Source organism: Deltaproteobacteria bacterium (genome assembly GCA_016180845.1).
Lineage (GTDB): Bacteria > UBA10199 > UBA10199 > JACPAL01 > JACPAL01 > JACPAK01.
On the sequence record JACPAK010000008.1, the window covers coordinates 20,519 to 33,342 of the forward strand.

The following is a 12,824-nucleotide window of genomic DNA, read 5'->3' on the forward strand; positions in this document are numbered from 1 at the left end:
ACTACCCTGAATTATCTTGGAGGGATTATGAAAAAAAATGGTTTCTCACTGATCGAACTCATGGTCATTGTGGCGATCATCGCCTTCTTTATTGGCCTTACCCTCCCTCAATTTCTTAAAGAAAGGTCGAACCAAAAGCAGCCCGAAGGCCCGCAAGCCAAGGTGTCAAAAACCCTAGAGAACTGAGTTCAATTCTACCCTTTCATATCCCCCCCTTTCCAAAATCCTTTAAGGGAGTTACAAAAAATACAAGTAATTTCATATACTTAATTATATCCCCCAAAAGGGCTTTAAAAAAGCATCTTGGCATAATGATTGCAAAGTTTTGGGATAGATGGCCTTGGCACTTCCAAATGAGAGTTCCTCCTCGCAACAACCAAAGAGGGTTGTGGTGGTGGATGACAATGAAATTCTGCTTCGTGCCTGGAGAAAGATCCTCGACAAGCAGGAGTGCCAGACCTTTATCACCTCAGACCCTTTTGAGGCGCTTTCGTACCTGACATCGAATGGAGTCGATATCCTGATTGCCGATGTGGTGATGCCGTATATGGACGGTTTTGAACTGATCCAAAAGGCCCAGGCCTCGTTCCCACAACTCCGAATTATTCTGACCACCGGTTATGTCTGTGATTTTCAAAAGATCAAACTCCATGTCGAGACCCCCGATATCCATGTCCTCCTGAAACCGTATAACGACATCCAACAGATCCGAAAATTTCTGACGCGGGTTTTGGAGGATGATGATACGCTCGATACGGAGGATTCCTTCAAAAATCCGGACGATATCCGGATTCATCTTTGGGCGTTATAATCACAAAACCTCAAGCCCGGCGAATTTAACCATCAAGGTCTTCACCCGCCCATCCTGGAAATAGACGGTGATTTTTTGTCCTTCGCCCCTTCCTTCCCGTTTTTTGACCACTCCGACTCCAAAAGCCGGATGCCTCACCTGCATCCCGATCCGGATCCCCTCGTCAGGAAGTTGGGATTCGCTCTCATAAGAAAAGGCAGGCTCATCTTCTTCCTTCGAAAACGGAGGTTCATAAGACGATCGGTCGAGTTCACTTGCTGGAATCTCCTCCAGAAAACGCGACGGCATCGGGTATTGATCCCCTCCATAAAGATTTCTGCGCATCGCATGCGTCAGAAAAAGACGCCTCTTGGCCCGCGTCATCCCGACATAACAGAGCCTCCTCTCCTCCTCCAGCTGGACAGGGTTTTCCATCGATCGTGCATGAGGGAAAAGTCCCTCTTCCACACCGACCAAAAAAACGTTTAAAAATTCCAACCCCTTCGCAAGGTGAAGCGTCATCATCGGAACCATCCCCTTGGCTGGGTCCCAGTTATCGGTGTCACCAACGAGGGCGGCCTGTTCCAGAAAATCGGAGAAACTGCCGGAGGGATTTGTCCGCGCAAAATCCTCGAGCACATTCAGAAGTTCCTGGAGGTTTTCGAGACGATTTTCAGCCTCGACCGTCTCCTGCTTCTCCAGATCCTCACCGTAACCAGACTCTTCTATAATCATCTTCACGAGGTCGGAAAGTTTCAGGGACTTTATCTGATGAAACCAACGATCGAGGTTTCCGCTAAATTCTTTCAACTTCTGTTTTTGTCCCGATGAAAGCTCGTTGATCGCATCCGCCTGAGAAAGCGCCTCGCGAAGGGGGAGATCATGTTGGTCGGCATACCCCTCCAGGAGTTCGACGGTTTTCTTCCCGATCCCGCGTGTTGGCGTATTGATAATTCTCTTCAGGGATAGAGAATCTTTGAAATTCACCAAAATCCGCACATAGGCGAGGATGTCTTTGACTTCTTTTCGATCATAAAAACGAACGCCCCCGTAAATTTCATACGGAACCTTTTTCTTCCTGAATTCATCCTCAAAAGTTCGTGACTGCGCATTGGTTCGATAAAAAATGGCGAAGTCGTTGTACCGCCTCCCCTCTTCACGACAGAATCTCTCGATCTCCGCGACAACAAAACGGGCCTCGTCCTTTTCATCCTGTGCCGTATAAACGAGAAGTTTGGGCCCCTCCTCATTCTCTGTCCAAAGCGTCTTCCCCTTTCTCTCGAAATTATGCGCAATCACGCCGGAGGCCGCCTTCAGGATCCTCTGGGTCGAGCGATAATTCTGCTCCAGACGAATCACGCATGTTCCGGGGAAATCCCTCTCAAAGGACAGGATGTTGTTAATATCCGCCCCTCGCCAGGCATAGATCGACTGGTCATCATCCCCCACCACGCAGAGATTTTTCCTCTTCTCGGCTAAAAGACGGATCAGGCGATATTGGGCGAGGTTCGTATCCTGATACTCATCGACCATGATGTAATGAAAAAGATCCTGATAATGATTCAAAACAGACGGGTGTCCTTCAAACAGCAAGACCGTCTTCATCAAGAGATCACCGAAATCGAGCGCATTCGAGCGAAAGAGTTTTTCCTGATAAAGTTTGTAGATCTCTCCGACACGCCTCTCAAAAAAATCTGAGGTGGAGGAAAGATATTTTTCAGGATCAATCAATTGATTTTTGGCCCCGTCGATACGAGAAAGAACCGCCCGGGGGTGAAACGCCCGCTCGGCAATTTTTAATTCGTCGAGACAACTTTTAAGAAGGGACATCTGATCGGCGTCGTCATAGATCACGAAATCAGGGCTGTAGCCGATCCGCTCGGCATTCTTCCTCAGGATCCGCACGCAAGAGGAATGAAAGGTAGAGACCCATATCTCAGCCCTGTTCCCCAGGAGCGCTGTCACCCTATTTCTCATCTCCTCCGCTGCCTTATTCGTAAAGGTCACCGCGAGAATATTCCAGGGCGTTACCTTCTTCTCGTGAATCAGGTGGGCGATCCGATGCGTAATCACGCGGGTCTTGCCACTCCCCGCCCCGGCGAGAATCAGGAGGGGACCGTCGGTGTGATAAACCGCTTCGAGTTGTTGAGGATTGAGTTGCATTGGTATATAAAGTAGTGAGATAAAGTTTCTTTGACAAGGAGGAAACATGCCAATCCAACAAACAACACCTGATAAGGCAAAGGAGATTCTGGACAAGGACCCCGAGGTGACCTACCTCGATGTCCGCTCGATCCCTGAGTTCACGCAGGGACATGCAGCCAAGGCGATCAACATCCCGTTGCTCCATATGACAGGGGGAGAGATGGTCCCAAACGGCGACTTCCCACGCGTTGCGGAGGCGGTCCTCGATAAAAACAAGACCTACGTCGTCGGATGCAAGATGGGGGGACGCTCCCAAAAGGCCTGCGAGATTCTTGATCGCATTGGATTCAAGAAACTCTATAACATCCATGGCGGATTCGGTGGGGCGCCCGATCAAAAGGGGTGGAAGGATCTCGGTCTTCCAGTCAGCACGGATAACGGCGAAGGGGTCAGCTACGAATCTCTTCTAAAAAAGGCGACGTAAGTGTCGCCGCTGGTCTGGAAGTTCGTGATCTTCGGTGTCGTCGGTCTCGCCGGAGAGGTCTGCTTCACAGCGCTCCTCGATCTCTTCCGGACACGACGCCTCCGTCTGCATGGATTCAGCTTTGTCTGGATGTTCCCGATTTACGGTCTCCTCGCTATTCTATTTCCGATCATCTGGAAGTTTGTTTCCTCTTATAGCTGGCCCGTACGCGGCATCGTCTACATGTCGGCGATCTATCTCGTCGAATTTTTGTCGGGAACTATTCTGACGGCATTCGTGGGGACACACATCTGGCAATACACAGATCGTCTGAACTTTAGAGGTCAGATCACGCTCTTGTATGCCCCTGTCTGGTTTTTGGTCGGATTGGCTGTTGAAAAATATTACCCTTGGGTGGAAAAGGCGAGTCAGTCACTCGCCATTCTTTAAGAGGACGGACTCAATCCCGATTCTTCATCATTTGATCTGCCAGAGCAACGCCACCAACAACAAGCCCAATAACGCCAATCACAATCACCGTCTTTGACGCGACCTGGACCCGTGATATCCGCTTCCAAACCTTCTCCGCATGAGGGGCAAGAATATCGATTTTAAGAAATTGTCGATCGGCCCTTGTGTTAAAAAAGAGTCCAACCACGGTGAAGAGTGCACCGGCGACAAAAAGGCCAAGGGGCCAGAGCTGACCGATCTTGTCTGAGAGTGAAGGCTCTTTATAACCAAGCACCCTGCATTCCAGGAGGCCAAGCAACTTGCTCTCGGTGATCGTTCCACCAGTCCTCTGCCATCCGTCACGGTCTTCACATATTGACCTGAGACCAAACATTGATCTCGAACCGAGGCTGTTCAGATTATCTGCAATAAAAATATCCCGAACGCCCCGTCGGTTCGGTTCACACAAAATCTGACCATCATTATTAACATCTGCGGCAAGAAGACCTGGGAAATCCGGATTTCTGTAGAGATTGTAGACCGTTCCGGAGCCATCGATGGCGCCACATCGACCATCATCCTCAAAAGTAACGAGGGCTACAACATCAGCTGCCATTATGAATTTCCCCCCTCTTGATGAGGCCATCGTCGAAATCAGATGGAGGTTGCGCGAGAAATCAGCGAGAAATCAGGAAGGTCTTGAGGTTATGATACCAACCACCTCAGCAAAGGACCCACAATCTTAATTGACGCATAATTATAGAAATTTTCAACCCCTTGACGGAGCTTGCTCGTCGCCTCATCAAGCGCCGCAAGATTTCTTTTGGAAGCCCCTCGGTCGGGAGTCCCCGCGACCTGATTGCGAGCATATTCAATCGGTAACTGCGCCCAGCCAGCTTTATAAGGATCGCAAACAGAGAGAACACAAGCCTCGTCCACCGCCTCTAAGGCTGATAATACGGCAACATACCGGGCACCTTCTTTGAGCCTGGAAATTTCTTCTCTCACCTGATTGTCATCTTCTCTTTCAGTCTGGATAAAGAATGAGCCTACCGCAAGCAATTCCTCTATAATCTCGATCCCCTGAAGAAAAGACTCTGGCCTCTCCCTGACGTTTCGATAAACCGTTCTGGTCGATGTCAGGGCTGATTGAATGAGACTTGAACGGAAGGTTTCGAGTCGGGCAAGGAGTGCGAGATCATCAACATTTGCCTCTTGGGACCACCGATACCCCAGTTTAAGAATCTCTGTGATCTCCGTTAGATCTTCACCATAAATTTTCAAACGACCGTCTTCTGTGTGCGGCGTTTTATGGAATCTCCGATCCAGTTCAGAGACAATCGCCCATACCCCTCGTCGTTTGAGCTCCTGTCTCTCTTCAGCCGTTATCCTCTCGGGTAACGTAACCTCATGTTTTTGTAAGGCCAGCGGGACCCACTCAAGCTGAGCCAAGACTCTCTGGATATCCTGCACAGACGGATTCTCATCTCTGAAAACGCTATGGAATTCCTGCTCGACAGAATTAAAAACCCCCAAGAGAATGCTGTGTGCCCACTCGTTATCAACAGGAATGGGCTGAGGGGTATGATTTAATCTTTCGAGGCCCTCGAATACCTCTACATAATTTTTCTCCCTTAAGCTTGCCTCAACCGCCACTCGGTCCTCAAAGTATCCCTGGATCGTCCAAGGAAGATACATCCCAAGACTTCCTCTGAGTGGTCTTACAAGACTTTGGTACCTCAGATCCCTCGAAGAAACTGGTGTCACCTGGTCCGCCTCCACCACTCGATCGACTCCAGTCCCTGCTTTGTCATCGGCAAGAACCACTTGGCCAAACGGTGTCTGAACAGGCACATAGATAGGGGCTTCGGAATAGAAAGGGAGCGCCGAATCACGGTCCATTGGACTAGGGTCAGTGATCGAGGGAAATGTATATCCTGGAAGAGGCGAACCGTATCCCGGAGGAAATGACCCGTGATTCTCGAGAGAAAACTGCCGGTGGAGCTGGCTAGTGTCCCACCAATTGAGATTACGCATATACTTACTTAACTTATCGACCAAAGGAGGGTTGGAGTTGTGGCATTTTTAGGAAAAATTCTTATGAATAAATCCTCAAATCAGAATGTTTGGCAATCAGAGTAAAATGCTTGTCGAGAGTAAAAACAAGACAGTCGTTTTCAATCGCTAAGGCTGCTAAAAGAACATCCAGCGTAGCAATGGTTAATCCCTTCCTCCTCATTGAATAAGAAAGGCGCCCAGCCTCCTCCCATAAATCACTGGAAGGATCAATCCGCTCCACCGGTTCCAAGAGTGTTACAATTTTTGCCAGCTCCTTATCATTCAATGCCCCTTGAAGAAGTTCGGTCAAAACAAGTCCCGCAATGACAACGCGACCTTTTGTTAAAAGAGAGGAGACTTGATCGACAATCGTCTTTTCCTTCCCTCTGAAGAAGGCAACCCAAACTGAAGTGTCGATAAGAACCTTGTCCATAATCCGAATTATCTCTTGTGCCGCGCCGCTGACCAATCATGGTGGGGATCTAGCAGGACGTTACCGGCCGCTTGCGCCAATTTCTCCAATTTCTTGAGACGAATATATTCACTCAAGGCGGTGGTGATCGTTTCCGTCTTGGTTTTCTTCTTGGACAGTTTGGTTGCCTGCTTGACAAGATCTTCAGGGAGGTCGAGTGTGGTTCTCATATGCCTTATTTTAGACAATAATATGCCTAAATCAAGCATATAATATTGTTAATTCATATGCCATGAGATCTTATGACAAAATAGGAACCAACTGGCCATTAGAAAAGAACTAACGAAGTGAAGAAATAGTCGCAACAAAAGCAAATCCCGCAATCGTCATTCTCCAACAAATCAACCATCGGACACCCTGAACGGGTCCGTGAGCTGTATGGAGAACTCCAGGTTCACTGATCGGTACATGCCAAACCCTTCCACCAGCCCCCTCATTCCCGTAGAGTGTCTTTAGAAAATCCCAGGCCACGCTCCCCTTAGGATGTATGTTCCGGTCTCTTGTAAAACCAACAATGACAAACCTGTCTCTCTGTTGAGAGGCATCTCTGATGGCCTGACGGAACTGCCCCCTGTAAAGAAGCCCTGGTCTCCCTTTCCCTTCTGCCTTGTCATATTGAATCCCATCGAGATCGAGAAGCACTCCATCCTCGGGACCTAGTTCCACTGCATCAATGAAATGATTCCCCGGAAATAACGCCTTCACCTCATCGGAGGCTTGTAGTGCCATGGCAGAGGCATCGTCGGGAATGGTAGAAAGGTTGTCTTAATTCCGATAGGAATTCCGATAGGAATTTATTGTTTTTCTAAGCCACCGATTTCAATCGGTGGCCCATTTTTTAAATATTAATATTGTATTATTGACTAATATAATTAGTCATTTTATAGTATTGGCGATTATGTTCGTATTGGATGCGGTGAAATTCCGAGAGGCGATCAGGACCAAATATCGGTCTATCGAAAAATTGGCAAAGACCTTGGGGATCCACCGAAACACGATTCATTATTATCTCTCAGGGCATCGCGTCCTACCCGCTGCCCTCGAAAAAATGCTCGAGTCGCTGGAACTCAAGCCGTCCGAAGTTCTGACCGAAAAAAAGAAAGAGGACTCCCAGTCTTTCCAAAAAATTGCCGCCGTCGTGGATCAATTACATCAAGAATTCCCGACCATCACCTTTGTCCTCTTTGGCTCACGAACTCAAAAGAGGGCCCACCGTTATTCAGATTGGGATATTGGTGCCTTTTCAAAAAAGGGACTTCCTCATCCCATCTATAGAAAACTTCTGAGACGCAAAGATGAGCTGGTCGAGTCTCTCCCTGTGATGATTGATTTGATTAATCTCAATCGGGCCCCCATTACATTTCTACAGGAAATATCAAAAAACTGGCTATTTTTGAGCGGAAATCAATTAGACTGGCTTGAACTTCAGAGGAGTATCTCCCAATGAAAAAACCGAATGATGAAAAACAGGACAAACTGAAAGATGCGATCCAAAAACTGGAGCATGCACTCAGTTTTTTAAAAGAGACGAAGAAAGATTCCCTCTATGCCTCCGCCATTTCTAAAAGCTTCGAGGTCTGCCTTGAATATGCCTGGAAAGATCTGAAACGAAGAATCATTGAAGAGGGGATCGAGGTTTATAGTCCGAAAGAGGTTATCAAACAAGCAGGACGACTTGGGATGATCGACGATGTCGAGAAGTGGCTCGATTTTTTGGAGGATCGCAACCTCGCCGTTCACGACTACCTTGGCATCTCCGATGAGGAGTATCTCAAAACGATTCAAGACTTTTTACCTGAAGTTAAGAAGATCATTCGACGGTAACGCTCTTCGCAAGATTTCTCGGTTGATCCACATCGGTCCCCTTATGATCTGCGATATGGTAGGCCAAGAGCTGGAGCGGGACCGACATCAAGATCGGTGTGATATACCACGGCGCCTTCGGGATAGAGATCACGTCACGACACTTTTCGGCGATCTGCTGGTCTCCCTGGGTCGCCAAGGCGATCACATCGGCCCCTCGGGCACGGACCTCCTCGATATTACTCAAAACCTTCTCGTAGGTATGGTCTCGAGGCGCCAGCACGACGACCGGCATCCCATTGTCGATCAGCGCAATCGGCCCATGCTTCATCTCACCGGCCGAATACCCCTCGGCATGGATGTAGGAAATTTCCTTCAGTTTAAGCGCCCCTTCCAGAGCGATCGGGTAATTAACCCCACGACCGAAGTAGAGAAAATTAGGGTGTTGCCCATACCTCTCAGCGAGGGAGGTATAATCAATCTTCAAGAGCTTCTCCATCTGCTTCGGCAAACGAACCAACGCCTGAAACGCCTCCTTCTGCATGGAGGGGAGACCCCGAATCTTTCTCAAATGAAGGGCCAACAGCAGAAGCATCACCAGTTGAGTGGTAAACGCCTTCGTCGAGGCGACACCAATCTCGGGACCGGCTCGTGTGTAGAGGGTCGCGTGAGAGGCGCGGGCGATGGCGGAATCAATCACGTTACAAATCGAAACAATCTTCGCCCCTCCTTTTTTGGCCAGGTCAATAGCAGCCAGCGTATCCGCCGTCTCTCCCGATTGGCTAATGGCGACCACAAGCGTCCGGCGATCAAGAATCGGATTTCGATACCGAAACTCGGAGGCCTGATCGACCACAACCGGCAGGCGTGCCATATCTTCAATATAGTATTTTCCGGCCATCGCGGCGTGATACGAGGTCCCACAGGCGACGGCATAAATCTTGTCAAAAGGGAAAGAACCATTCGAATTCAAAAGAGGATCGATATCCTTTAAACTGATCCTTCCCCGGCTCTCCTCAAGACGACCCGACAACGTATCAGCAATCACACGCGGTTGTTCAAAGATCTCCTTCAACATGAAATGCTTGAATCCCCCCTTCTCCGCCATCGAGAGGCTCCAGGTCACAGAACGAATCGGTCGTTTGATCTTCTTGAAGTGATGATCCCAGAGTTGACAATGATCCCGGGTCAGGATTCCACAATCGCCATCTTCGAGCAGAATAACACGTCTCGTGTGTGAGATCACCGCAGGAATATCCGAGGCGACAAAATTTTCCCCCTGACCAATCCCGACAACAAGCGGAGGAGACCCCCGACGCGCAAAATAGAGCCGGTCCGGTTCATCCTCATTCATGACGACAAGGGCATAGGAACCTTCGATCTCGGAAAGCGCCTTCTGAAACGCCTTCTCCATCGAGAGCCCCTCATAAAGTTTTTGTTGAATCAGATGGCAGGCAAGCTCCGTATCCGTCTCTGTCTTGATCCTGTGTCCCTTCTTCGACAAAACCGATTTGAGTTTTAAATAATTTTCAAAAATTCCATTGTGGACCAGGACCACCGGGCCCGCCTTATGCGGATGGGCATTGGTCTCGGTTGGCCGGCCGTGGGTCGCCCAACGGGTATGACCGATCCCCAACTGACCTTTCGGTGGAGAAGGCTGAACCTTCGACTCGAGTTCCGATAACTTGCCAACCGCCCGAACAATCTGAACCTTCCCCTTTTCCCAGACGGCAATACCGGCCGAGTCATAGCCGCGATATTCCAGGCGACGAAGTCCATCGATCAGAATCCCGGTTGCCTGATGTTTCCCAATGTAACCAACGATCCCGCACATAAAGTACCGTGAATAGTGTCTAGTGCTTAGTGTCTAGACCTTTTTCTCCTTTTAACCCAGCCATTAATATTCTTTTGCTCAACTCTGGTAATAGCCAAGGAATCTCTGGGAACTTTTTTCGTAACCGTCGTTCCGGCAGCGATCCAGGCGCCGTTTTCAACCTTAACAGGGGCGACAAATTGCACATCACTGCCAATAAATACATTCTTGCCGATGACGGTTTTGTGTTTCTTGAATCCATCGTAGTTACAGGTGATCGTCCCGGCCCCGACATTCGTCCCTTCTCCAATCACGGTGTCTCCCAAGTAAGAGAGGTGATTCGCCTTGACCCCCTTCATGAGGCGCGCCTTTTTTAATTCGACAAAATTTCCGACATGCCCCCCCTCCCCTACCACGCTCCCCGGTCTCAAATGCGCAAAAGGACCGATACGGGCAAAAGATTTGATCTCACTCTCTTCAATCACAGAATAAGGAAGGATCTCCGCTCCTTTATGGATCCGGCTCTTCCCGGTAACCACAACCCCCTGATGGATTTGAACATCTCTCTCCAACATCACATCGGCATCGATCGAAATCGAATCCGGATTTCTCATCGTAACTCCCCTGGCCATCCAGGATTCATTAATCCTTCTTCGAAGTTGACTCTCTGCCCTCGCCAGCTCCAAACGACTATTGATACCAAGACATTCCTGGGAATCATCGGCAACGACGGAAACGACCTTTTTCCCTTTTCTCAAAAACTGCTCAATCAAGTCAGTCAGATAATACTCTCCGGTCACGAGGCTCTTTTCGATCTCCCGAACCCCCTTGAGGACCTCCTGGCAGTCGACAAGGTAAAGTCCCGAATTGACCTCGCAAACCTTTTTCTCCTCGGCAGTGGCGTCTTTTTCCTCCACTATCCTGATCACCTCGCCGGCAGTATTGCGAATAATCCGCCCGTAACTGGTTGGATTTTTGACAAAGGTCGTCAAAAAAGTGAGTGTTGCCTTCTCTTGGTAAAATGACCGCTGCATCTGACGTAACGTCTCGATTCTCAAAAGCGGAACATCTCCATACAGTATAAAGAGCGGCCCCTTACTCCCCAAGAGAACCCGCGATGCCGAAAGAACCGCATCGGCAGTCCCCTTTTGCTTCTTTTGCAGAACCCAAGTCACCTTCGAGTCTCGAAAAGTTTCTTTTACCTTTTTCGCCTGATGACCGAAGACAACGATAGTCTTTTTCGGCTTGAGTTGTTTGACGGTGGTCAAGAGATGGGAAAGCATCGGCTTCCCTGCGAGCGAATGAAGCACCTTGGGCAGAGAAGAATTCATCCTCTTCCCCTCTCCAGCCGCCAAAATGAGGACAACGGGTGATATCATGAACTCTGTTTGTACAAATTCCCCCTTGCCAAATCAAGGCAATCGTTCTACCTCAGGTTCAAAAAAAGGGAGGACTTATGGCGTCAGTCAATAAAGTGATCCTTGTTGGAAATCTTGGTGGTGATCCGGAGATCCGATTTCTCCCCTCCGGCCAACCGGTCGCCAATTTCAACATCGCCACATCAGAACGATGGACGGCAAAAGATGGGAATCCTGGCGAACGAACGGAATGGCATCGTATCGTCGTCTTCGGAAAACAGGCAGAAAATTGTAAAGAGTACCTCAAAAAGGGGCGCCAGGTTTATGTCGAGGGGCGGCTCCAGACCCGTGAATGGAATGACAAGGAAGGTCATAAGCGAAACACAACAGAGGTTGTCGCCCAGATGGTTCAGTTTTTAGGAACAGGAACTGGCGGAGGTCGCACTCGAGATGTCGAAGCCCCTCCAGTCGTTTCCGAAGAGGAAACGAAACCATCACCTCTGGGTAATTCGGACGATGATATTCCCTTCTAAATGACCACCGAAAACGTCATCATCATAGGCTCCGGACCCGCAGGCCTCACCGCAGCGCTTTATACCGCTCGGGCTGACCTGAATCCGCTCTGTATCGAAGGATACCAGAGAGGTGGCCAACTGATGCTTACGACGGAAGTGGAAAATTTTCCCGGTTTTCCGAATGGGATCCTCGGCCCTGAACTCATGGAAATCTTCCGGAAGCAGGCGGAGCGGTTTGGGACACGATTTATGACTCAGGATGTGACGCGGGTTGACCTCAAGAAAACCCCATTTCTGGTTGAGGTCGGCAATGAAAAACATGAGGCCCGCGCCGTCATTATCTCCACAGGAGCCTCCGCCCGTATGATCGGTCTCCCGAATGAAAAACGGCTGATGGGTAAAGGAGTGACCACCTGTGCCACCTGTGATGGCGCCTTTTTCCGAAACATGGAGGTTGCGGTGGTTGGCGGAGGGGATTCCGCAATGGAAGAGGCGATTTTTCTGACCCGATTTTGCACCAAGGTCACGGTCATTCACCGTCGTGATCAACTACGCGCCTCAAAGATCATGCAGGACCGTGCGTTCGCGAATAAAAAGATCCAGTTTATCTGGGACACGGCGGTTCAAGATGTCATCGGAGAGAAAGAGGTCCAGGCACTCAAGCTCAAGAACTTAAAGACAAACGAAGTGAACGAATTAAAAGTCGCCGGGCTTTTTGTCGCTATTGGTCATGAGCCGAATACCCAGCTCTTCAAGGGCCAGATCGAGATGGATAAGAACGGTTATATCGTCACCAAGGACGGCTCGAAGACGAATCTTCCAGGCGTCTTCGCCTGTGGTGATGTCCAGGATCATGTCTATCGTCAGGCGATCACCGCTGCTGGCAGTGGCTGTATGGCGGCGATTGATGCGGAGAGGTATTTGGAGTCACTGGCTCACTGAAACACCAGAAAGTAA

At 49.3% G+C, this 12,824-nt stretch carries 16 protein-coding genes; 8 read left to right on the forward strand and 8 right to left on the reverse strand.

Annotated elements, in window-relative coordinates:
- Positions 1-27 precede the first annotated feature (27 nt).
- Together HYT76_09360 and HYT76_09365 are read left to right on the forward strand one after the other, a co-directional pair.
- A complete protein-coding gene (locus HYT76_09360) occupies positions 28-186 on the forward strand; it encodes a prepilin-type N-terminal cleavage/methylation domain-containing protein (protein ID MBI2083753.1) in 159 nt (52 codons plus the stop codon).
- Between the two features lie 148 nt (positions 187-334).
- Positions 335-811: a response regulator gene (locus tag HYT76_09365; protein ID MBI2083754.1), complete on the forward strand. Its 477-nt coding sequence runs from the start codon at positions 335-337 to the stop codon at positions 809-811.
- Here the strand turns inward: HYT76_09365 and pcrA are convergent, their stop codons facing one another.
- Complete coding sequence (gene pcrA, locus HYT76_09370) at positions 812-2,953, reverse strand: DNA helicase PcrA (protein ID MBI2083755.1); 2,142 nt, start codon at positions 2,951-2,953, stop codon at positions 812-814.
- A 46-nt stretch (positions 2,954-2,999) separates the two neighbouring features.
- On the opposite strand from pcrA, the gene HYT76_09375 reads away from it, so the two are divergent.
- Positions 3,000-3,419: a rhodanese-like domain-containing protein gene (locus tag HYT76_09375; GenBank protein ID MBI2083756.1), complete on the forward strand. Its 420-nt coding sequence runs from the start codon at positions 3,000-3,002 to the stop codon at positions 3,417-3,419.
- Positions 3,420-3,848, forward strand: coding sequence for a hypothetical protein (locus HYT76_09380; GenBank protein ID MBI2083757.1), 429 nt, complete (start codon positions 3,420-3,422; stop codon positions 3,846-3,848).
- A gap of 10 nt (positions 3,849-3,858) precedes the next feature.
- On the opposite strand, the gene HYT76_09385 is transcribed toward HYT76_09380, so the two are convergent.
- The 5 genes from HYT76_09385 to HYT76_09405 all read right to left on the reverse strand — a co-directional run bounded on the left by HYT76_09385 (position 3,859) and on the right by HYT76_09405 (position 7,107).
- The gene (locus tag HYT76_09385; GenBank protein MBI2083758.1) at positions 3,859-4,464 is read right to left on the reverse strand and encodes a hypothetical protein; all 606 of its coding nucleotides are present in this window, start codon (positions 4,462-4,464) and stop codon (positions 3,859-3,861) included.
- A gap of 89 nt (positions 4,465-4,553) precedes the next feature.
- The gene (locus HYT76_09390; GenBank protein MBI2083759.1) at positions 4,554-5,750 is read right to left on the reverse strand and encodes a hypothetical protein; all 1,197 of its coding nucleotides are present in this window, start codon (positions 5,748-5,750) and stop codon (positions 4,554-4,556) included.
- 196 nt (positions 5,751-5,946) lie between these two features.
- The gene (locus HYT76_09395; GenBank protein ID MBI2083760.1) at positions 5,947-6,339 is read right to left on the reverse strand and encodes a PIN domain-containing protein; all 393 of its coding nucleotides are present in this window, start codon (positions 6,337-6,339) and stop codon (positions 5,947-5,949) included.
- A gap of 8 nt (positions 6,340-6,347) precedes the next feature.
- Positions 6,348-6,548 carry a type II toxin-antitoxin system VapB family antitoxin gene (locus tag HYT76_09400; protein ID MBI2083761.1) on the reverse strand — a complete coding sequence of 67 codons (201 nt, stop codon included), beginning with the start codon at positions 6,546-6,548 and terminating at the stop codon, positions 6,348-6,350.
- A 109-nt stretch (positions 6,549-6,657) separates the two neighbouring features.
- Positions 6,658-7,107 carry a hypothetical protein gene (locus HYT76_09405; GenBank protein MBI2083762.1) on the reverse strand — a complete coding sequence of 150 codons (450 nt, stop codon included), beginning with the start codon at positions 7,105-7,107 and terminating at the stop codon, positions 6,658-6,660.
- A gap of 169 nt (positions 7,108-7,276) precedes the next feature.
- On the opposite strand from HYT76_09405, the gene HYT76_09410 reads away from it, so the two are divergent.
- Positions 7,277-7,825: a nucleotidyltransferase domain-containing protein gene (locus HYT76_09410; protein MBI2083763.1), complete on the forward strand. Its 549-nt coding sequence runs from the start codon at positions 7,277-7,279 to the stop codon at positions 7,823-7,825.
- A complete protein-coding gene (locus tag HYT76_09415) occupies positions 7,822-8,202 on the forward strand; it encodes a nucleotidyltransferase substrate binding protein (GenBank protein MBI2083764.1) in 381 nt (126 codons plus the stop codon). Before HYT76_09410 ends, HYT76_09415 begins: the two co-directional genes overlap by 4 nt.
- Here HYT76_09415 and glmS read toward each other — a convergent pair.
- On the reverse strand, positions 8,189-10,015 hold the full coding sequence (glmS, locus tag HYT76_09420) for a glutamine--fructose-6-phosphate transaminase (isomerizing) (GenBank protein MBI2083765.1): 1,827 nt from the start codon (positions 10,013-10,015) through the stop codon (positions 8,189-8,191). The two genes, HYT76_09415 and glmS, sit on opposite strands and share 14 nt — an antisense overlap.
- A 26-nt stretch (positions 10,016-10,041) precedes the next feature.
- On the reverse strand, positions 10,042-11,373 hold the full coding sequence (gene glmU, locus HYT76_09425; protein MBI2083766.1) for a bifunctional UDP-N-acetylglucosamine diphosphorylase/glucosamine-1-phosphate N-acetyltransferase GlmU: 1,332 nt from the start codon (positions 11,371-11,373) through the stop codon (positions 10,042-10,044).
- A gap of 77 nt (positions 11,374-11,450) precedes the next feature.
- On the opposite strand from glmU, the gene HYT76_09430 reads away from it, so the two are divergent.
- On the forward strand, positions 11,451-11,885 hold the full coding sequence (locus tag HYT76_09430) for a single-stranded DNA-binding protein (protein ID MBI2083767.1): 435 nt from the start codon (positions 11,451-11,453) through the stop codon (positions 11,883-11,885).
- On the forward strand, positions 11,886-12,809 hold the full coding sequence (gene trxB / locus HYT76_09435) for a thioredoxin-disulfide reductase (GenBank protein MBI2083768.1): 924 nt from the start codon (positions 11,886-11,888) through the stop codon (positions 12,807-12,809). It begins immediately after the preceding gene.
- The last annotated feature ends 15 nt before the right edge of the window (positions 12,810-12,824 follow it).